The organism is Nocardia sp. CA-290969 (assembly GCF_050936135.1).
In the GTDB taxonomy this organism is placed as follows: domain Bacteria; phylum Actinomycetota; class Actinomycetes; order Mycobacteriales; family Mycobacteriaceae; genus Nocardia.
Window position 1 is genome coordinate 7,297,808 of sequence record NZ_JBNJNJ010000001.1, and the last position, 18,680, is coordinate 7,316,487.

Here is an 18,680-nt window from a genome sequence, read left to right on the forward strand (position 1 = left end):
GCCGCCGCGGCCGGTAGCGAATCCGAAACTGCGGGCGGTGTCGCCGCCGAACCGCCCACACCCGGTGCCGCCGACCCCGAATCCGTGGAAACCATCGTGCATGTGCTGCGCCACGGCGAGGTGCACAATCCGCGCGGCATCCTGTACGGCCGGTTGCCGGGCTTCGGCCTGTCCGTCGCCGGGCGCGCCCAGGCGGGCGCCGTCGCGCGGGCCCTGGCCGACCACGATATCGCCGTGGTGATCGCCTCCCCGCTGCAGCGCGCGCAGGAGACGGCGGAACCGATCGCGGGCCGGCACGGGCTCACCGTGCGCACCGACGAGAACCTCATCGAGGCCGGTAACACCTTCGAGGGCCTGCGGGTGTCGGTGGGCGACGGGGCGCTGCGCAAACCCCGGCACTGGTGGAAGCTGCGCGATCCGTTCACCCCGTCGTGGGGCGAACCGTATCTGCAGATCGCGCACCGCATGCTCGCCGCCGTGAACAAGGCGCGGGTGGAGGCCACCGGCCGCGAAGCGGTGCTGGTATCGCACCAGTTGCCGGTCTGGACGCTGCGCCGGTTCCTGCAGGGCCAGCGCCTGTGGCACGACCCGCGTAGCCGGCAATGCGGTCTCGCGTCGCTGACCTCGCTGGTCTACCGGGGTGACACCCTGGTCGATATCGTCTACTCCGAGCCCGCGGGCGGATCGGATCCGACGGTGCACGGCGCATGAGCGAGTCAGGCTTATGAAGGGGTTCGCCTCGGCGGTCCGGGGCCGGCTGGTGCCGGTGCTCGCGGTGTTGCTGTGCCTGGCCGCGGTATCGGGCTGTTCGACCGGTACCGATGCGGTCGCCACGGGCGGCGGTACCTTCGAGTTCGTATCGCCCGGTGGGCAGACCGATATTTTCTACGATCCCCCGTCCACCCGCGGGACCATCGGGGAGCTCTCCGGTCCGGACCTGATGTCCGAGGACGGCGAAACCGTCTCGGTGGACGATTTCCCGGGCCAGGTGGTCGTCATCAATCTGTGGGCGCAGTGGTGCGGCCCGTGCCGCGGCGAAGCGCCCGCGCTCGAACAGGTCTACGAACAGACCAAGGATCTCGGGGTCGCTTTCCTCGGGATCAATGTCAAGGATCAGCAGGACAAAGCTCGCGATTTCGTTATCGATAACCACGTCGGTTATCCGTCGATTTTCGACCCGCCCATGCGCACATTGCTGGCGCTCGGTGGCATCCCGACCAGTGTCATTCCCAGCACGGTGGTGCTGGATCGGGATCACCGGGTGGCGGCGGTGTTTCTGCGCGCCTTACTCGCTGAGGATCTAATGCCGGTGGTGCAGCGCATCGCCGCGGAGGGAGCATCATGAGAAGTCTTCGGTCCCGAGGTGTCCGCCGGTACGGCGCCACCCGCCCCCCGCGGGGGGTACGTGCCGAGGTACTGGTGAAGTCGTCGCTCGGTGCCTGGGAGCTACAGCCCGCGGCCACCGCCGGTAGCGACCGGAAGGTGTCGAATTCGCGTCCGTCCGGTGCGCGCGGTTCGACCGCTCCGGGCGGCCGGGGCGAAGACCGCCGCACGAGCAATTCCGAAACGGAATCGGAGCGTAGTTCGCGTTGACGGTTCTGGCAGGAGTGGGGGAGTCATTCCAGCAGACGGCGGCCACCGGTCCGCTGCTGCTGGCCCTCGGCGCCTGCCTGCTGGCCGGTCTGGTGTCGTTCGCCTCGCCGTGCGTGGTGCCGCTGGTGCCGGGGTATCTGTCGTATCTGGCCGGTCTGGTGGGTGCGCAGACTCCGCCGGTGACGGTCGAGGAGGCCCGTCGCGAACGTGCGGCGGCTGCCTCCGGCGGAGGCGCGACGGCGGTGCTGACCGATACCGCCACCGCCCGGAAGACGGCCCCGCCGCCCGATACCGGGCGATTGCGGGTCGCCGGTGCGGCCGGATTGTTCGTCGCGGGGTTCACGGTGGTTTTCGTGCTGGCCACCGCGACCGTTTTCGGGTTGATCCAGACCCTCAACGTGAATCGTGAGCTGCTGCAGCGGCTGGGCGGCGTCGTCACGATCGTGATGGGCCTGGCCTTTCTCGGGCTGATCCCGGCGTTGCAGCGCGATACCAGGATGGCGCCGCGGCGGCTGGCCGGTATCGCCGGGGCGCCGTTGCTCGGTGCGGTGTTCGCGCTCGGCTGGACGCCGTGCCTGGGGCCCACGCTGTCGGGTGTGATGGCGGTGGCCGCGGGGACCGAGGGCACCACCGCCGCGCGCGGGGTCGCGCTGATCGTGGCGTACTGCCTCGGTCTCGGGTTGCCGTTCGTGGTGCTGGCCTTCGGTTCGGCGAGCGCGCTGCGCGGGGTGGGCTGGCTGCGGCGCAACTCCCGCGGTATCCAGGTGCTCGGTGGCATCCTGCTCGTCGCCGTCGGCGTGGCGCTGGTTTCCGGGGCCTGGGATGTGTTCATCGGCTGGGTGCGCGACGGTTTCGTCTCCGGGGTGACGTTGCCGATATGACCGTGACCGACCATCCCGAGGCGCCCGCACATCCGCCCCGGCAGTCCCCGCTGGGCCGTGCCCGGGCGCTGATCCGCAACGGCTGGCGCGGGCTCACCAGTATGCGTACCGCGCTGGTGCTGCTGTTCCTGCTGGCTCTGGCCGCGATTCCGGGTGCGTTGCTGCCGCAGCGGAGCCTGAACGAGCAGAAGGTCGCGGAGTACATCGCGGACCGTCCGGTACTCGGTGCGTGGATGGACCGGTTCGAGCTGTTCGACGTGTTCTCCAGTTTCTGGTTCACCGCGGTGTATGTGCTGCTGTTCATCTCGCTGGTGGGCTGCATCCTGCCTCGTACCGTGGACCACTACCGTGCGTTGCGTACCCCGCCGGTGCGGGTGCCGCGCAACCTGGCCCGGCTACCGCACCACCATCGTGTGGTGGTCGACGGGTCCGCGGCCGAGATCGCCGAACAGGTGCGGACGCGTTTGCGCGGCTGGCGTACCGAGGTCCGGCCCGGCGAACGCGACGGTGAGGTGACGCTGTCGGCGGAGAAGGGTTACACGCGCGAACTGGGCAATCTGGTTTTCCATCTCGCACTGGTGGGGTTGCTGGTGGCCATCGCGGTGGGGCGGTTGTTCAGCTACGAGGGCAACGTGATCGTGATCGCCAACGGCGGGCCGGGCTTCTGCACCACCTCGCCGGCGGTTTTCGATTCGTTCCGCGCCGGGAACGTCAACGACGGCACCGGGATGACCCCGTTGTGTGTGCAGGTGAAGAATTTCCGGGCCGACTATCTCGACAATGGTCAAGCCGAGATGTTCACCTCCGATATCGCGTATCAGTCGGGTGCGGACCTCGATTCGAACACCTGGCGGGATACGACCATCAAGGTGAACCATCCGCTGCGGGTCGGTGGGGACCGGGTCTATTTGCAGGGCCATGGATACGCGCCCACTTTCACCGTCACCTTCCCCAACGGCGAAACCCGCACCGAGACGGTGCAGTGGCAGCCGAACGATATGCAGACCTTCCTGTCCAGCGGGGTGCTGCGGATCGATCCGCCCGGCGGTATGTACGCCACCGAGACCGAGCGGCGGCAGAACCAGATCGCGATCGAGGGCCTGTTCGCGCCGACCGCCAGTTTCCACGGTTCACTGCTCACCTCGGTGTACCCGGAGATGACCGACCCCGCCGTGGCGGTGGATATCTACCGGGGGGATACCGGTTTGGACACCGGCCGGGCGCAGTCGATCTTCGCGCTGGATCAGGAGATGGTGCGGCAGGGCCGGCTGGCCAAGGAGGCCCGGGTGAACCTGCGGCCGGGTGAATCGACCACCCTGCCCAATGGCACCGAGGTTCGTTTCGACGGTGCCGAGGAATTCGTGAACCTGCAGGTCTCGCACGATCCGGCCCAGCAGTGGGTGCTGGTGAGCGCGCTGGTGATGATGGGCGGGCTGCTGGTCTCGCTGCTGATTTCCCGGAGGCGGGTGTGGTTGCGGGTGACCCCGGAGGGTACCGTGGACCAACGACGCGCCGTAGTAGAGATGGGTGGACTGGCCCGTACCGACCAGGCCGGCTGGGGCGGGGAGTTCGAGCGCCTACGGCACCGTCTGCTGGACGCTTCTGGGACCGACACGGGAGAACAATGATGCCGATCGACGAGACTCTCGCCGGCTACAGCGACCTCGCCTACAAAACGTCGATCGTCGTGTACGCGCTGGTGCTGGTTCTGCTGATCGTGCAGTACGCCTCCGCCCGCGCCCGGCAGGTCGGCGAGAAGGAACTGGTCGCGGCCGGTGGAGTGAGCGCGGGCAGCGATACGCCGGGCAAGATCAGCGAGGCGCCCCGGCTGCCGCTGTCCGAACGGCTGGGCAATATCGCCTTCTCGGTGCTCTTCGTGGCGGTCGGCCTGCATATCGCCTCGATCGTGCTGCGCGGTTTCGCGACCGGCCGTTTCCCGCTGGGCAATATGTACGAGTTCGTTTCCATGGCGACCGCGACCGCGGCGGTGGTGGGACTCGTATTCATGCGCGATTCCCGCTACCGCGGAATGTGGACGTTCCTGCTGGTGCCGGTGCTGATCCTGATGTTCCTCGCGGGCACCGTGCTCTATTCCGATGCCGCGCCCGTGGTACCGGCCCTGCGGTCGTTCTGGCTGCCGCTGCACGTCACGATCGTGAGTATCGGCAGCGGTGTCTTCCTGGTCTCCGGTATCGCCAGCCTGCTGTTCCTGTACCGGCTGCGCCAGCCCGAGGGCGCGGAATCGGGCAATATCCTCGGAGCCGTCGCGCGCCGCCTGCCCGACGCCCGCACGCTGGACCGGCTGGCCTACCGCACGACGATCATCGGCTTCCCGCTCTTCGGCGCGGGTGTCATCCTCGGCGCGATCTGGGCCGAAGCGGCCTGGGGCCGGTTCTGGGGCTGGGATCCGAAGGAGACGTGCTCGTTCATCGCCTGGGTGCTCTACGCCGCGTATCTGCACGCCCGGGCGACCTCGGGCTGGCGGGATACGAAGGCCGCGTGGATCAATGTCGCCGGATTCGTGGCCATGCTGTTCAACCTCTTCATCATCAATCTCGTCGTTTCGGGTTTGCACAGCTACTCCGGGCTCACCTGATTCGCACGATATTTGCCACGTTCCGATTTCGACACGGTGTTTCCGACGCGGTAATGATCGTTACTCCGCCGCAATGCAGGGTTGCTATTGTTCCGTCGGTATCAGCTGAATTGCATACAGCCCGGTAGTTGTCGAGTAAACGGGCGTGACCGGTCATTTCCCCTCCACCACGCGGATAAAGCCGCGTCGAACAGTGAGGAGAGCGGCAGTGGATTCGGAGAATTTCAGTTCGGATAACGGCGCCGGCTCGGATTGTTGTCCACCCGAGACCGTGAACTCCGCGATCATCTGCGGGCTCGAGCCCGATTCGCTCGTCAGATTGGTACGTACCGCAGTGGGATTACCCGCCGAGGCGCTGGACCGCCTGGCCGGTGTCGCGGATAAATTGCGCGCGGTGGAAGGGTTGCCGCAACTCGACAGCACCGCGGACTAGACACACCGCGCCGGCGGCGCGACGCTACCGGGCCGCGCCGTACCGGCTCGGCTCTCAGGGTTCGGTGGATTCCGGATCGCCGTCGGTGCGGTGGCGCGGGTGCGAGATACGCCATAGGAACTCCGGATCGTCGTCCGGTCCGAGCACCCGCTTCCGGCCCGGACCCGGCGCGGATGTGGGGCGTACGGGACCGAACGCTTTCCAGCACAGCACCGCGATCACCACGATCACGATGAGGGCCAACACGTACATCACGTGGCTCACCTCCTCTATCGAGGTTAACTCCCGGGGTGCCGGTCGGTAAGTGCACCGGCCCCGAGAGGTGGATCACCGCCACGGGTCGCGCTCGGCCGCATCCGCTGTGCGGCCGAGGTGCCCTGGTGCGGGTGAGGTGGAGCCGGAAAGTCAGGCGCTGTGCACGGTCGCTTCGGTGGTGAGCGATTCGAGCAGGCGCATCACCTCCGATTCACGGAACCGTCGATGCCCGCCCGGGGTGCGCAGGGAGCCGAGCCGCCCCGCATGTGCCCAGCGGGTGACGGTTTTGGGGTCTACGTGGAACAGGGCGGCAACCTGGCCGGGGGTCAGCAGGTTCTCCTGGGCCCCGACGGCAATCGCGGTCATGGCAAACCTTTCTGTTTCGTCACGTTTTCTCATCGGATTCCGACATAGTGGCACCGCGACCCCCGGGTGTTCGAACCACCTACTGTTGGTAAAGCGGAGGTAATGGACAAATCGGATGCACCGGTGCGGCGGTCGCCAGGGGTTCGCTTACGCTGGTCAGGTGAGTGATGCGAACCCCTCCGAGGAATCGAACGCCCCGCAGCCCGGTACATCGCCCGGACGCCGGCTCGCCCGGAATCTGGCGCTCTACACGCTGGCGCGGCTGGTGCTCGTCGTGCTGCTCACCGTCGTGATCCTTGCCGGCGCCGCGGTGGTCTCGGTGCAGATACCGCTGGTCGTGGCCATTCTGTTCGCCATCGTGATCGCGATGCCGCTTTCGCTCACGCTGTTCAAGGGGCTGCGTGCCCAGGTCAATTCCGATATCGCCGCGGTCGACGAACGCCGCCGCCGGGACAAGGCGGAGTTGCGCGCCCGGTTGCGCGGAGAACCCGGCCCCGCGACCGAGGCCGGTGGGGCGGACCGTGGCACAGCCGAGGAGGCAACTGCCGGGGACGACGACTCCGGGGAACCGCCGCAGCGTCCGGCGGACGGCTCCGGCGGTACCGCGTGAAAAGCTGTACTCGCGGTAACCCGAGGGACTGGGCCGAAAATGCCGTCCGGCTCATCGATGCCGACGCGCAACGCAGCGCCGATACTCATCTGCTGCGATATCCGCTGCCGCCGGACTGGAATGTGCAGCTGTATCTCAAGGACGAATCGACCCATATCACCGGAAGCCTGAAACACCGGCTGGCCCGGTCGCTGTTCCTGTACGGGCTGTGCAACGGCTGGATCACCGAGGGAACCACGATCGTGGAGGCATCCTCGGGGTCGACAGCGGTCAGCGAGGCATATTTCGCCCAATTGCTGGGGCTGGATTTCGTCGCGGTGGTCCCGGCGCGCACCTCGCCGCAGAAGATCGCGCTGATCGAAGCCCAGGGCGGGCGTTGCCACTATGTGGAACGTCCCCCGGATATGTACACCGAGGCGGCCCGGCTGGCGGCCGAATGCGGCGGCCACTATCTGGATCAGTTCACCAACGCCGAACGCGCCACGGACTGGCGCGGCAACAACAATATCGCCGAATCGATCTTCGAGCAGTTGCGGCTGGAGTCCAACCCGGTGCCGGAATGGGTCGTCGTCGGCGCCGGGACCGGCGGGACCAGTGCCACCATCGGCCGGTACCTGCGGTATCGCCGGCACACGACCCGGCTGGCGGTGGTGGACCCGGACAATTCCGCCTTCTACGGCGCCTACGAAACCGGCGCCCGCGACTACACGACCGGTATGCCCTCCCGGATCGAGGGTATCGGCCGCCCGCGGGTGGAACCGTCGTTCGTCCCGGAGGTGGTGGACCGGATGATCCACGTACCCGACGCCGCCTCGATCGCCGCGGCCCGGTTCGCGAGCCTCGGGCTGGGTCGGCGGGTCGGCGGCTCGACCGGCACGAATTTCTGGGGTGCCTGCGCGCTGATCGCGGAAATGCGGGCCGCGGGGCGCGGCGGCAGCGTCGTGACACTGCTGTGCGACGGTGGCGAACGGTACGCGGGCACCTATTTCGACGACGACTGGGTCGCCGCGCAGGGCTGGGACCTGGCCGGTCCGACGGCGGTCCTGGAGGAGTTCATCGCGACCGGCCGCTGGTCCGGCTGACACCGGGCTTCGGCGCGGCCCGCGCCGCTGCCCTGCGCATACGATGACTGCGGTATGGCTCTCGATCCTGGCCGCGCGGGCGGCCGACTCTCCGTGACGCCGGCGCCGGCGGACGATCCGCTCGTGGTCACCCTGCTGGGCCGGATCGCGCTGCGCCGCGACACCACTCTGGTGGATGTGCCGGGGCAGCGTGCGCGTTCGCTGCTGGTGGCGCTGGCGCTGCGACCCGGCCGGACCCGCACCGCGGCCGCCCTCATCGCGGAGGTCTGGGGCGGCGAGCCGCCGCGTTCCCCGGCGAATGCCCTGCATACGCAGATATCCCGGCTGCGGTCGGTATTGCCCGAGGGCGTGCTGGAAGCGGCACCGGGCGGTTATCGGCTCGCGTTGCGGGCCGAGCAGGTGGATCTCGGCGCGGTGCGGATACTGGCCGGCCGGGCGCGGGATCAGGTGGCGTCCGGCGAACCGGCGGCCGCCCGGGCGAGCGTCGCCCGGGCCCGGGCGCTGTGGTCGGGGGAGCCGGGCGCGGATCTGCCCGAGGGGCCGCTCGCCGGCGAACTGTCCGCCGCGGCCGCGGCGCAGGCCGACGCCTTGGACGAGATCGAACGGGAAGCCTGCGAAGCGGCCGGAGATCTCGACGCCGCGATCGCCGTGGCGCGGCGCCGGCTGCGGCGCCGGCCGATCGATGAATCGCTCGCGCATACGCTCATGCGGCTGCTCGCCACCGCCGGCCGGGACAGCGCGGCGCTGGCGGTGTTCGCCGACCTGCGAGCGGCTCTCGCCACGGAACTGGGTACCGGGCCCGGTCCCGCGATCACCGAGCTGAATACCGCGATACTGCGCGGCCGGTTCGAAGCACGCTCCGCACCGGCGGGCTCCGGCGCCGGCGCGGGCAGCCGGGTACCTGCGGCCGTGGGTGTGCGCGCGGCGCCCAACGAGTTGCTCGGACGGGCGGACGATCTGGCCGCACTGTCCCGGCTGCTGCGGGTTTCGCGGGTAACCACCGTGCTGGGCCCGGGCGGTACCGGCAAGACCCGCGTCGCCAACGAACTCGCGGCGCGGGAGGCGCAGAACCAGCCGGTGGTGCTGGTGGAACTGGCCTCGGTGCGGCCCGGCGGTTCGCCGGCGGAGGCGGCCGTCGAGGTCGAGTCGGCGGTGGCCGCGGCCCTGGGGCTCGGGGAGATCAGGCGTCAGCCCGGTTTACCGCAGCCGGTTTCCCGATCCGATACGCCCCGGCGCCTCCGGGACGCGCTCTCGGCCCGGCCGATGCTGCTGGTCCTGGACAACTGCGAGCATCTGGCCGAGGCCGCGGCCGCGGTGGTGGCGGACCTGGTGGGTAGTTGCCCGCAGCTGACCGTCCTCACCACCAGCCGGGCGCCGCTGGCGATCACCGCCGAGACCGTGTACCCGCTGGGCCCGCTGCCGAGCGACCCCGCCGGATCGCCGGCCACCGACCTGTTCACCGCGCGGGCGCGGGCGGTACGGCCGTCCGTACGCCTCGATATGGAGGTTGTGGCCCGGCTCTGCCGCACGCTGGACGGGCTGCCGCTGGCCATCGAACTCGCCGCCGCCCGCGTGCGCACGATGAGCGTGGAGGATATCGAGCGGCGGCTGGATCAGCGCTTCGCGCTACTGCGCGGCGGCGACCGGACCTCGCCGGAACGGCATCGCACCCTGCACGCCGTGATCGCCTGGAGCTGGAATCTGCTCGAACCCGGCCAGCAGATCACGCTGCGCCGGATGTGCCGGTTCCCGGCGGGTTTCACGCTCGCGGCGGCGGAGACGGTGGCGGGCGGCGCCGAGGCCGGCGATATCGCCGCGGCGGTGGACGGGCTGGTCGGCCAGTCGCTGCTGACGGTCGTCGAGGACGAGGACACCGGTCTGCGGTACCGGATGCTGGAAACCGTCCGCGAATTCGGCGAACAGGAACTCGGCGCCGCGGATGACGGGCCGGGCACCGAGATCGCTCTGGTCGAATCGCGGATGGCGCGCTGGGCGCGTGAATTCGCGGTCCGGATGGCCGAACGCTACAGCGGCGGCGACCAGTTGGGACCGGCGCTGACGGTGGCGGCCGAACTCGACAACCTGGTCGCCGTACTGCGCCGGGCCGAAGCGGCCGGTGACGCGCGGACCCTGTACGCGGTGTTCCCCGTGGCGGCCATGAGATGGGTCATGCACGGTGCGAATCTCGAGCTCATCGGGTGGATCCCGCGCATCACCGCGACGGCCCCGCCGGCGGGAGCGCGGGGTGTGTACGCCGAGCTGGAAATGGCCGGCCATATGCTCACCGCGCTGCACCTCGCGTTCATGACCCGGAGCCTGCGGCAGCTGGCCGTGGTGCGGATCCGGGTCCGGACGCTGCTCCGCGACGTCCCCGAGCTGCATGTGTCGTTCCGGTTCATAGGCGAGTTGCTGACCTGCCCGCCCGATATGCCGCGGCTGGCCCGGTTACTGGCGCGCGGCGCGCGCGCAGCGGACCGGCAGACCAGGTCGGTGGCGTTGATGGCCCGCGCGAACATCTGGGAGAACATGGGCCGCATCCACGAATCCAGCAGGGACGCCCGGTTGGTCGTCGCGGATTTCACCGAGGGGGAGGTGTGGAGCCGGGCGATGGTGGCTCAGCACCGGGGTTCGCTGGCCGGTCAGGTCGCCCGATACCGCGAGTCGGTGGCGTACTACGAGGAGGCGGCCGCGCTGTTGCACCGGATCCGCGCCTACGAGGAAAGCCTGGAAATCCATTCGTACCTGGCCGCCTCGCTGGCCGGGAGCGGGGAGCCGGAGCGGGCCCGGCGGGAACTCGGTACCGCGCTGGGCTTTTCCGGGGCGGGGTCGGCGGATCTCGCGGTGGTCGACGATCCGGGGATCCGCCGCAATCACCGTTTGTCGACCGTGGCCGCGGTGCTGGCCGCGATCGAACTCGTCGAAGGCGAGATCGATACAGGGTTGCGGCATTACCGCCGGTCATTGGAGCTGCTGGACTGGCCGAGCCAGGATTTCACGCCCGGCCCGGGCCTGCTTCTCACCGGCGCGGCGACGCTGGCCGCGCATGCGCTGTACGGCCGAAACGACGTGGTCGAGCAATTGGTGCCGCAACTCGCCGGGTTCGCGCGCCGCCGCCTCGGGTACGTCCTGGATCTGCTGGACCTACCGCAGCTGGGCGCGGTCGCCTGCGCGCTCGGTTCGGGTCTGCTGGTACTGGGCGAGCAGCAGGCGGCCGGTATCGAATTACTGGCGCTGGCGCCGCGGGTGCAGCCCCGGCAGGACTATCCGGTGATGCGGTGGGCGCGACACCACGACCTGTGGCGCGATCGGATCGGGGCCGACCGGATGGCCGCGGCCGTCGCCGCCGCCGGCGGGTTGCGCCGGACGGTGGCCGCCGAGCGGATCGTGGAACTGATCCGGGCGGTGGGCGAGCGGATGCCGGCCCCGCCCGCCCGGCCCGTGGCCGGGTGAACGGGGCCGGCGTATCACTCAGGCCCGGCGCATATAGGCGCGGACGGTCAGCGGCGCGAAGACCGCGACGATCACCGCGGCACCCACCAGCGACCAGACCACGTGCATACCGATATGGCCGGTATTCATCAGTTCCCGGCAGGCCCACACCAGATGCGAGACGGGGTTGACATCGATGAACGCCTGCAACCAGCCCGGCATCGTCTCCTTCGGGACGAACGCCGGTGAGGCGAAGGTGAGCGGGAACATCACCAGCATCGAATAGCCCTGCACCGCGGAAGCTTTGTTCGCGATGACGCCGAAGAAAGCCCAGATCCAGCTGGTGGCGAACGAGCACACGACCACCAGCGCGACGGCCCCCACGACCCCCGCGGCATTCGGCCGGAAGCCCATGAGCAGGCCCATCACCACCGTCAGTACCGAGGCGATACCGTAGCGGACCATATCGGCGGTCAGCGCGCCGGAAAGCGCTGAGATACGCGCTATGGGCAGGGATTTGAAGCGGTCGAAAACGCCCTTCTCCATATCCTCTTTCAGCTGGACCCCGGTGACCACCGAAGTCATCACCACGGTCTGCACCAGGATGCCCGGGATGATCACCGGCAGATAGCTCTGCACGTCACCGGAGATGGCGCCGCCGAAGATATAGGTGAACATCAGGGTGAAGATCACCGGCTGGATCACCACGTCGAACAGCTGCTCGGGGTTGTGCTTGATTTTCAGCAGGCCGCGATAGGCCATGGTCAGGGTGTTGTCCACGGTCCGGCGCAGGCCGATCCGGGGCGCCGGCCGCGGCACCGCGGGTGCCGGTTTCGCCGTGGGTTCCAGGAGTGTGGTGGTCATGCCGCCGTCCGTTCGGTGTCGTCGGTATCGGCCGGGTGGCCGGTGAGGGTGAGGAAGACTTCGTCGAGGCTGGGTTTGCTCACCGTGATCTCGTCCACGGCGATATCGCGTTCCCGCAGCCGGACCAGTAGTTCGGTGGTGTCGTTGGGATCCGGCAGTGCCGCGGTCAGCCGGCCGGCCTCCGGGGTGGTCTGCGGTTCGGTGCCCAGTACCTCGGCGATGATCCGGCGGGCGGAGTCGAGCTGGGTGTGCCGCGCCAGGGTCAGATGCAGTGCGGAACCACCGATCGACGATTTGAGTTCGTCGGCGGTGCCGTCGGCGATCACCCGGCCGCGGTCGATCACCGCGATCCGGTCGGCCAGCTGGTCGGCCTCGTCGAGGTACTGAGTGGTGAGCAGGACCGTCGCCCCGTCGCGGACCAGTTTGCGGATGGTCCCCCACATCTGCGCCCGGGTGCGCGGGTCCAGCCCCGTGGTGGGTTCGTCGAGGAACAGCAGCGGCGGGGTCGCGATGAGGCCCGCGGCCAGATCGAGGCGGCGGCGCATACCGCCGGAGAAGTTCTTCAGTGCCTTGTCGGCGGCCTCGGTGAGCGCGAATTCCTCCAGGAGTTCGGCGGTCCGGCGGCGGGCCGCGGCCCGGTTCAGGCCGAGCAGCCGGGAGAAGACCATCAGGTTCTCGGTGGCGGTCAGGTCTTCGTCCACCGAGGCGTACTGACCGGTGACGCCGATGAGCGAGCGGACGGTATCGGGCTCGCGCTGTACATCGTGGCCGAAGACGCGGGCGCTGCCGCCGTCGGGGCGCAGCAGGGTGGCGAGCATGCGGATGGTGGTGGTCTTCCCGGCACCGTTCGGTCCGAGGACGCCGTAGACCGCGCCCTGCGGTACCGCCAGGCTCACTCCGTCGACGGCGCGCTGGGTGCCGAACACCTTGACCAGGCCCGTCGCCTCGATGGCGAGCGGCGCCGCTGATTCGTGATTCGTCATGGCACTCACGGTCCCCTGCCGGTCTTGCACGGCTCTTGCACCGCTGTTGCGGGATTCTTGCGTCAATTTTTGTTGACAGTCGGTGGATCGTCAATCAAAATTGACATATGACAGAAGCAACCACACTCGCCGCCGCGGCCGGCAGCCCCGACCCCGCTGTGGGGCTCCGGGCCGTACTGGCGCTGCGCCGGCTACTCGAACGGCTGGAGGCCATCCAAGTGGGCAACGCCCGCGACCAGGGCTGGTCCTGGCAGGCCATCGCGGACGCGCTCGAGGTCAGCAAGCAGGCAGTTCATCAGAAGTACAACCGGAAAGTCAGGAGTCGGTAGATGTTCGAGCGATTCACCAAGAACGCCCGGTCGGCGGTTGTCGCGGCCCAGGAGTCCGCGCGCGAACTACGGTCGCCGGAAATCGGGGTCGAGCATCTGCTGCTCGGTCTCCTGGAAGAAGCCGAGCCGGCACTGCACACCCTGCTGGAATCCAACGGGATCACCCTCGCCGTAGCGCTGCGCGAACTCGGCACCGCGGCCCGCGACGAACCACTGGGTGCGGAAGACGCCGAGGCGCTGCGGTCCATCGGGATCGACCTCGACGCGGTACGCGAAAGCCTGGAAGCGAATTTCGGTGCCGACGCGCTCGATCGCGCCGCCGTCCCGGAGGAATCGCGGAGCCGCCGGATGCGGTTCGGGCATATCCCGTTCAGCCGGGACGCCAAGAAGATCGTGGAGCTTTCGCTGCGGGAGGCGCTGGCGCGTAAAGACAAAACCATCGAATCGGGACATATCCTGCTCGCGATCCTGCGCGCCCCGAACCCGGTCACCACCGAACTCCTCGGCGGGCCCGACGGTCTCAGCGGGTTGCGAGACCAGGTGAACGCCCACCTGGACCGCGCAGCCTGAGCAGCGCGGTCGGGCTCGGCGGGCCGAAACCCGCGCGCCGAAGGCGCGCACAACCGGCACACCTGTGCCTAGCATGAAGTATGCAGCTTGTGCTTCGGTTGATAGGCACCGCGTTCGCCATCTGGCTGGCCGCGTTGTGGGTCGGCAAAATCGAGATCATATCCCCGCCGGATCAGGGCAACGGCGCGAAAATCGTTGTCCTGCTCGCGGTGGCGGTGGTGTTCACGCTGGTGAACGCGTTCGTCAAGCCGTTCGTGAAGTTGTTGTCGCTGCCCTTGGTGATCGTGACACTCGGCTTGTTCCTGCTGGTGATCAACGCGTTGATGCTGTGGCTCACCGCCTGGATCACCGAGGCCACCGATTACGGCCTGCGGATCGACGGCTTCTGGGCGGCGTTGCTGGGCGCGATCATCATCACCATCGTGAACTGGGCGATCGGCATCCTCCTGCCCGACGACTGAGTTCGGCGCGTCGGCCGGAGGTGTGCCGGCGGCCCGCTCTCAGATGGTGGGCGGGTTCAGGGGGCCAGGCCGAGGGTGAGGGCGGTGAGGGCGGACCAGGCCAGCATGGCCAGGCCCGAATCACGGAGCGCGGGGATCAGCTCCAGCCCGCCTTTACCGGCGCGGACCGGGGCGTTGGCGCGCAGGGCCAGAGGCGCGGCGAGCAGGCCGGCCAGGACCCACGGGGTGCGCAGCACGAGGACCAGGCTCACCACGAACGGTGCCGCCAGCAGGACGATATGCAGCGTGCGGGTTCTGGTGTCGCCGAGTTTCACGGCCAAGGTGGTTTTCCCGGATTCGGTATCGGTGGGGATATCGCGCAGATTGTTCGCCACCAGCACCGCACTGGAGAACGAGCCGACCCCGATCGCCAGCGCCAGCCCGGCCCAATCCACCCGCCCGGCCTGCACGAACTGCGTGCCGAGCACCGCGACCAGGCCGAAGAACACGAACACCGCTATCTCGCCGAAGCCGCGGTAACCGTACGGTTTGCTCCCGCCGGTATAGAACCACGCCCCGGCCAGGCAGACCGCGCCGATCAGCACCAGCCACCAGGCGGAGAGTACGGCCAGCACCAGCCCGAGCACCGCGCCCACGGTGAGGCTCGCCACAGCCGCGGCGCGTACCGAAGCGGGGGTGGCGAGGCCGGAACCGACCAAGCGCAGCGGTCCGACGCGTTCGTCGTCGGTACCGCGGATTCCGTCGGAATAGTCGTTGGCGTAGTTGACGCCGATGATCAGGGCCATCGAAACGCCCAGCGCCAGTAGCGCTTTCCACCAGACGGCACCGTCGATGGCGGCCGCGGCACCGGTTCCGGCGAGGACCGGGGCGATCGCGTTCGGCAGAGTGCGGGGCCGGGCGCCCTCGATCCATTGTGCTGCGGTAGCCATTCCCGAAGCCTAATGCGCGCGGCCGGACGGGACCCATTCGCAGACCGGAGGAGCGGAACAAAGGGACAGGTGCGCACGGCGTGCCGTCCGGTGCGGGGCCATCCATACATCACAGACAGGCGAGTCCGCGGGTCGGCGAGACCGATGGTCGCCGATACCGGCTGATGCAGCGGTGTCCGGCCGGCCGGCTCGGCCGGTCCGAGCCGCGGCGGGAGGGGTACTTGCCCGATCGGGCTCGCGCGGGCATTCTCGAGTTCGTTGGACTGATCTTCCTCTCGACGGGTATACGCCCGGCGAGGTCAATGCGGAGGAGAGGAGCCCACCATGGCCCAGCGCAAGCTTTCCCGGACGGCCGAACCCGGCACCTTCGATGCGGTGCCCGAGGCCGACCGTGCCGAACAGGACGCACCGGCCTACCCGGACGACGCCCCGTACACCGATATCGACCCGCGTTCGGTTCCGGAGGATATGCCGGTTCCGGAGGACACCGTGCCCGCCGCGGGCAGCCCGGACCGGTGGCATGCCGCCGACCCCGCCGATGTGGCCGAACAGTCCATTCCCGTACCGCTGGTCGACGACTACGACGGTGCCTACGCCGACGAGGAGCCCTGACCCCAGGTCGTACCGGCGGCCGCTGCCGGCGGGCGGTAACTCCGCGCCGAGGTCGCGGGGCAGTGCTCGCCGCGGCGGTCACGGTCCGGGCGTGCAAGCGGGTCAGTGGTTCACAACGCCGAACCGGCCGGCAGCTGGTTCACGACGCCGAACCGGTGAGCAGATGTTTGCGCAGTTCGGCGCGGTCCGGTTTACCCGGCCCCAGGAGCGGGATCTCGTCGACCAGCGTGAGTTCGCGCGGCGCGGCCACGGCGTCCAATTCGGCGAGGACGTGGGCGCGGAGTTCGTCCAGCGTGGGTGTCGCCCCCGGGGCGGGCACCACCGCGACCGCGACCCGCTGCCCGAGCCGGTCGTCGGGCAGGCCCAGCACCACGCATTCGGCGACGCCCGGGTGTGTCGCGAGTACCGCCTCCACGACCTGCGGGATCACCAGCAGGCCGCCGGTGGAGATCGCCTCGTCGAGCCGGCCCTGCACGCGGAGGACACCGTTGTCGAATACGCCCGCGTCGTCGGTGCGGAACCAGCCCGGTTCGGCGAAAGCCGGGTGGTCGGGCATATTGCGGTATCCGGCGGCCAGCATCGCGCCGCCGAGCAGGATCCGTCCGCTGTCGATCCGCACCCGGGTGCCGGTCAGCGGTACCCCGTCGTACACGCAGCCGCCGCAGGTCTCGCTCATCCCGTAGGTGCGCACGACATTGATCCCGGCGTCGCGCGCCCGCTCGTAGAGCGGCAGCGGGGTCGCGGCGCCGCCGATCAGTACGGCGTCCAGTTCGGCCAGGGCGGCGCTCGCGGGCGGGGAGTCGAGCACCTTGATCAACTGGGTCGGCACCAGCGAGGTGTAGCGGCGTTCCCCGCGCATACCCGCGATCGCCCCGGCCAGCGCCTCGGGCAGGAACCCGCCGGATACATCCACCACCGTGGGTTCCGTGCCCGCCAGCAGCGAGCGCATCAGCACCTGCAGGCCGGCGATGTGATGGGTGGGCAGGGCGAGCAGCCAGCTGCCCGGGCCGCCGAGTCGTTCGTGGGTGGCGTCGCCGCTGGCGCGTAAGGCGGCCGCGGTGAGCATGGCGCCTTTCGGCACGCCGGTGGTTCCCGAGGTGGTGACGACCAGCGCGATATCGTCGTCGATCGGCTCGCCGGGGGCGAGCGCGTCACCGAGCCGGCGGGCTTCGCGGCGATCGCTGGTGGGCACCGGCAGCCAGGCCGCCGAACCGCTGCCGTCGAGCACTTGCCGCAGATGCGGCAGGACGTCGCTGACTCCGCTGCCGGTGGGCATGGGCAGGGTACGCAAGGTTTTCGTCACGGCCGCGCCTTGTCCCCGGGATTCCGGAAAGCCGTGCCGCGCTCGCTGTACTCGCTCACGGCTGCGATGGTGTCACGTCCGCCGGACCGCGGACAGCAGGGGTCGGCGCTGCCGGGACAGGGCGCCGGAGCCGGATGGTCGGAGGGGGCTTGGCCAGGCATGGGGCTGCGATTCACTCGTCGGACGGTACGAATTCGGTCGCACCGGGCGTCGGTGATCGGGCGGCCATCCGATCGTATCGTCGCCCGGCGGGCCGGTCCTTGGCAACCCGGCGGAAAACCCGGTCCGGTCCCGGTCAGCGGTTGTCGCGCCGTAGCGGATGTTCCTCGGGCACTTCCACCAGCACGATCGGCACCCCGTCCGGATCGGTCACCCACATTTCGATCAACCCCCACGGTTCGGTCACCGGCGCCCGGTCGATCGCTACTCCGCGCAAGGCCAGTTCGACCGCGACCGCGCCGATATCGCGCACCTGCAACCAGATCGCTCCCGCGAATCCCGCCGGATCGTCCGCCGACCCGCCGTGGCCGGCGACCTCGAGTAGCGATTGCCCGGCGAAGAACACCGTGCCACCCGGGTATTCCCGGGCTACGGCCAAACCCAGGGAATCCCGGTAGAACGCCAGCGTGGTCGCATAATCGCGCGGGCGCAGAATGATCCGGCTGCTGAGAATATCCACCCTGAACAAGTGTAGGGGCGGCACGGCCACCGGCGCGGCATCGGCGTCCGCCGAAGCCGCGCCGCCGCGTTTCGGCGACAATCGGACCGTGACGCTCTACCTGCCAGACCTCCAGCAGATCAGGACCGTTGCCCTGGGCGCGCAGCTGCGTAACTGGCATCCGAGCGCAAGGGACTGGCTGCTGGGCAAGATCGACCACCCGTTGGACGATTGGGACACCCGGGCATTTCTGACGGTTCCGGGTGTCGTCTGGACGGTCTCGAGCGATACCTGTGCGACCGGTCGGTTGAGTGCACCCGGGAACGTGGCCTACGACCACGACTACCGCGAATTCGTCTTCCGTCAGCCCCGTGACGACGAGGAACTCGCGGCGATCATGAGCGCCGACTCCGAAGAAGTGTTCGGTTGCTACCGCTTCGACGGCCTGAATCGCTGGACGTCACAGAGCCTCGCCGCCTGGGTCGCAGACAAAGAGGTCATCGTGGGCTACGTCCGGCACATCCTCGCCACCGGGGACAACTCGGAGATCCTGGACTGTCTCGGGCAGTACGAGTCTTATCTGGCCAGTGCGGAGTTCAGCGACTACCTCAGCGATTTCCGGCAGCACTTGGAGACGCGCGAGCGGAAATCGGCAGCCATGACGGACGCCGCGCGGGCAGCCGCCGCGCAAGGACCGGCAACAGATCTCTGAACTGCGGAACCGGG

The 18,680-nt window shown here is 69.0% G+C and carries 21 protein-coding genes; 14 read left to right on the forward strand and 7 right to left on the reverse strand.

Annotated features, from left to right (window positions below; all coding sequences use genetic code 11):
* Window positions 1–84 precede the first annotated feature (84 nt).
* The 6 genes from ACQEVO_RS33540 to ACQEVO_RS33565 all read left to right on the forward strand — a co-directional run bounded on the left by ACQEVO_RS33540 (window position 85) and on the right by ACQEVO_RS33565 (window position 5,503).
* Window positions 85–711, forward strand: a complete 627-nt coding sequence (locus tag ACQEVO_RS33540) for a histidine phosphatase family protein (protein WP_432923295.1) — start codon at window positions 85–87, stop codon at window positions 709–711.
* 13 nt (window positions 712–724) lie between these two features.
* Complete coding sequence (locus ACQEVO_RS33545; RefSeq protein WP_432920940.1) at window positions 725–1,345, forward strand: TlpA family protein disulfide reductase; 621 nt, start codon at window positions 725–727, stop codon at window positions 1,343–1,345.
* A gap of 244 nt (window positions 1,346–1,589) precedes the next feature.
* Complete coding sequence (locus tag ACQEVO_RS33550; protein ID WP_432920943.1) at window positions 1,590–2,474, forward strand: cytochrome c biogenesis CcdA family protein; 885 nt, start codon at window positions 1,590–1,592, stop codon at window positions 2,472–2,474.
* A complete protein-coding gene (resB, locus tag ACQEVO_RS33555; RefSeq protein WP_432920946.1) occupies window positions 2,471–4,102 on the forward strand; it encodes a cytochrome c biogenesis protein ResB in 1,632 nt (543 codons plus the stop codon). The genes ACQEVO_RS33550 and resB overlap by 4 nt, the downstream gene beginning before the upstream one ends.
* Entirely contained in the window at window positions 4,102–5,070 is a 969-nt protein-coding gene (gene ccsB / locus ACQEVO_RS33560; RefSeq protein WP_432923298.1) for a c-type cytochrome biogenesis protein CcsB, read from the forward strand. Before resB ends, ccsB begins: the two co-directional genes overlap by 1 nt.
* Window positions 5,071–5,278: 208 nt before the next feature.
* On the forward strand, window positions 5,279–5,503 hold the full coding sequence (locus ACQEVO_RS33565) for a hypothetical protein (protein ID WP_432920949.1): 225 nt from the start codon (window positions 5,279–5,281) through the stop codon (window positions 5,501–5,503).
* A 54-nt stretch (window positions 5,504–5,557) separates the two neighbouring features.
* On the opposite strand, the gene ACQEVO_RS33570 is transcribed toward ACQEVO_RS33565, so the two are convergent.
* Entirely contained in the window at window positions 5,558–5,755 is a 198-nt protein-coding gene (locus ACQEVO_RS33570) for a hypothetical protein (RefSeq protein WP_432923301.1), read from the reverse strand.
* A 153-nt stretch (window positions 5,756–5,908) separates the two neighbouring features.
* Complete coding sequence (locus ACQEVO_RS33575) at window positions 5,909–6,124, reverse strand: BldC family transcriptional regulator (RefSeq protein ID WP_432920952.1); 216 nt, start codon at window positions 6,122–6,124, stop codon at window positions 5,909–5,911.
* Window positions 6,125–6,284: 160 nt separating this feature from the next.
* Between ACQEVO_RS33575 and ACQEVO_RS33580 the strand changes: the two genes are divergently transcribed.
* The 3 genes from ACQEVO_RS33580 to ACQEVO_RS33590 are packed head-to-tail and all read left to right on the forward strand — an operon-like array spanning window position 6,285 to window position 11,266.
* On the forward strand, window positions 6,285–6,734 hold the full coding sequence (locus tag ACQEVO_RS33580; protein ID WP_432920955.1) for a DUF4229 domain-containing protein: 450 nt from the start codon (window positions 6,285–6,287) through the stop codon (window positions 6,732–6,734).
* The gene (locus tag ACQEVO_RS33585) at window positions 6,731–7,816 is read left to right on the forward strand and encodes a PLP-dependent cysteine synthase family protein (protein ID WP_432920958.1); all 1,086 of its coding nucleotides are present in this window, start codon (window positions 6,731–6,733) and stop codon (window positions 7,814–7,816) included. Before ACQEVO_RS33580 ends, ACQEVO_RS33585 begins: the two co-directional genes overlap by 4 nt.
* A gap of 54 nt (window positions 7,817–7,870) precedes the next feature.
* Window positions 7,871–11,266 (forward strand): AfsR/SARP family transcriptional regulator, encoded by a 3,396-nt coding sequence (locus ACQEVO_RS33590; protein ID WP_432920961.1) that lies wholly within the window; start codon window positions 7,871–7,873, stop codon window positions 11,264–11,266.
* An 18-nt stretch (window positions 11,267–11,284) separates the two neighbouring features.
* On the opposite strand, the gene ACQEVO_RS33595 is transcribed toward ACQEVO_RS33590, so the two are convergent.
* Window positions 11,285–12,109 carry an ABC transporter permease gene (locus tag ACQEVO_RS33595; RefSeq protein WP_432920964.1) on the reverse strand — a complete coding sequence of 275 codons (825 nt, stop codon included), beginning with the start codon at window positions 12,107–12,109 and terminating at the stop codon, window positions 11,285–11,287.
* Entirely contained in the window at window positions 12,106–13,092 is a 987-nt protein-coding gene (locus tag ACQEVO_RS33600; protein ID WP_432920967.1) for an ATP-binding cassette domain-containing protein, read from the reverse strand. Before ACQEVO_RS33600 ends, ACQEVO_RS33595 begins: the two co-directional genes overlap by 4 nt.
* A 107-nt stretch (window positions 13,093–13,199) precedes the next feature.
* On the opposite strand from ACQEVO_RS33600, the gene ACQEVO_RS33605 reads away from it, so the two are divergent.
* The 3 genes from ACQEVO_RS33605 (at window position 13,200) to ACQEVO_RS33615 (ending at window position 14,452) form a co-directional block, all read left to right on the forward strand.
* On the forward strand, window positions 13,200–13,421 hold the full coding sequence (locus ACQEVO_RS33605; protein WP_432920970.1) for a helix-turn-helix domain-containing protein: 222 nt from the start codon (window positions 13,200–13,202) through the stop codon (window positions 13,419–13,421).
* Window positions 13,422–13,991, forward strand: coding sequence for a Clp protease N-terminal domain-containing protein (locus ACQEVO_RS33610; protein ID WP_432920973.1), 570 nt, complete (start codon window positions 13,422–13,424; stop codon window positions 13,989–13,991).
* 80 nt (window positions 13,992–14,071) lie between these two features.
* A complete protein-coding gene (locus tag ACQEVO_RS33615) occupies window positions 14,072–14,452 on the forward strand; it encodes a phage holin family protein (RefSeq protein ID WP_432920976.1) in 381 nt (126 codons plus the stop codon).
* Between the two features lie 56 nt (window positions 14,453–14,508).
* On the opposite strand, the gene ACQEVO_RS33620 is transcribed toward ACQEVO_RS33615, so the two are convergent.
* Entirely contained in the window at window positions 14,509–15,381 is an 873-nt protein-coding gene (locus tag ACQEVO_RS33620; RefSeq protein WP_432920979.1) for a 1,4-dihydroxy-2-naphthoate polyprenyltransferase, read from the reverse strand.
* A gap of 324 nt (window positions 15,382–15,705) precedes the next feature.
* On the opposite strand from ACQEVO_RS33620, the gene ACQEVO_RS33625 reads away from it, so the two are divergent.
* Window positions 15,706–15,993 (forward strand): hypothetical protein, encoded by a 288-nt coding sequence (locus ACQEVO_RS33625; RefSeq protein ID WP_432920982.1) that lies wholly within the window; start codon window positions 15,706–15,708, stop codon window positions 15,991–15,993.
* Between the two features lie 139 nt (window positions 15,994–16,132).
* On the opposite strand, the gene menE is transcribed toward ACQEVO_RS33625, so the two are convergent.
* Window positions 16,133–17,269, reverse strand: a complete 1,137-nt coding sequence (gene menE, locus ACQEVO_RS33630) for an o-succinylbenzoate--CoA ligase (protein ID WP_432923304.1) — start codon at window positions 17,267–17,269, stop codon at window positions 16,133–16,135.
* Window positions 17,270–17,591: 322 nt separating this feature from the next.
* Window positions 17,592–17,975 (reverse strand): VOC family protein, encoded by a 384-nt coding sequence (locus tag ACQEVO_RS33635; RefSeq protein WP_432920985.1) that lies wholly within the window; start codon window positions 17,973–17,975, stop codon window positions 17,592–17,594.
* 88 nt (window positions 17,976–18,063) lie between these two features.
* On the opposite strand from ACQEVO_RS33635, the gene ACQEVO_RS33640 reads away from it, so the two are divergent.
* A complete protein-coding gene (locus ACQEVO_RS33640; RefSeq protein ID WP_432920988.1) occupies window positions 18,064–18,666 on the forward strand; it encodes a hypothetical protein in 603 nt (200 codons plus the stop codon).
* Window positions 18,667–18,680: the final 14 nt, after the last annotated feature.

Bases quoted from the DNA above. Each gene is read 5' to 3' on its own strand.
- ACQEVO_RS33545 (WP_432920940.1), top strand. From the start codon at position 725: ATGAAGGGGTTCGCCTCGGCGGTCCGGGGCCGGCTGGTGCCGGTGCTC.
- resB (WP_432920946.1), top strand. From the start codon at position 2,471: ATGACCGTGACCGACCATCCCGAGGCGCCCGCACATCCGCCCCGGCAG.
- ccsB (WP_432923298.1), top strand. From the start codon at position 4,102: ATGCCGATCGACGAGACTCTCGCCGGCTACAGCGACCTCGCCTACAAA.
- ACQEVO_RS33570 (WP_432923301.1), bottom strand. From the start codon at position 5,755: ATGTACGTGTTGGCCCTCATCGTGATCGTGGTGATCGCGGTGCTGTGC.
- ACQEVO_RS33575 (WP_432920952.1), bottom strand. From the start codon at position 6,124: ATGACCGCGATTGCCGTCGGGGCCCAGGAGAACCTGCTGACCCCCGGC.
- ACQEVO_RS33590 (WP_432920961.1), top strand. From the start codon at position 7,871: ATGGCTCTCGATCCTGGCCGCGCGGGCGGCCGACTCTCCGTGACGCCG.
- ACQEVO_RS33595 (WP_432920964.1), bottom strand. From the start codon at position 12,109: ATGACCACCACACTCCTGGAACCCACGGCGAAACCGGCACCCGCGGTG.
- ACQEVO_RS33600 (WP_432920967.1), bottom strand. From the start codon at position 13,092: ATGACGAATCACGAATCAGCGGCGCCGCTCGCCATCGAGGCGACGGGC.
- ACQEVO_RS33605 (WP_432920970.1), top strand. From the start codon at position 13,200: ATGACAGAAGCAACCACACTCGCCGCCGCGGCCGGCAGCCCCGACCCC.
- ACQEVO_RS33610 (WP_432920973.1), top strand. From the start codon at position 13,422: ATGTTCGAGCGATTCACCAAGAACGCCCGGTCGGCGGTTGTCGCGGCC.
- ACQEVO_RS33615 (WP_432920976.1), top strand. From the start codon at position 14,072: ATGCAGCTTGTGCTTCGGTTGATAGGCACCGCGTTCGCCATCTGGCTG.
- ACQEVO_RS33620 (WP_432920979.1), bottom strand. From the start codon at position 15,381: ATGGCTACCGCAGCACAATGGATCGAGGGCGCCCGGCCCCGCACTCTG.
- ACQEVO_RS33625 (WP_432920982.1), top strand. From the start codon at position 15,706: ATGGCCCAGCGCAAGCTTTCCCGGACGGCCGAACCCGGCACCTTCGAT.
- menE (WP_432923304.1), bottom strand. From the start codon at position 17,269: ATGCCCACCGGCAGCGGAGTCAGCGACGTCCTGCCGCATCTGCGGCAA.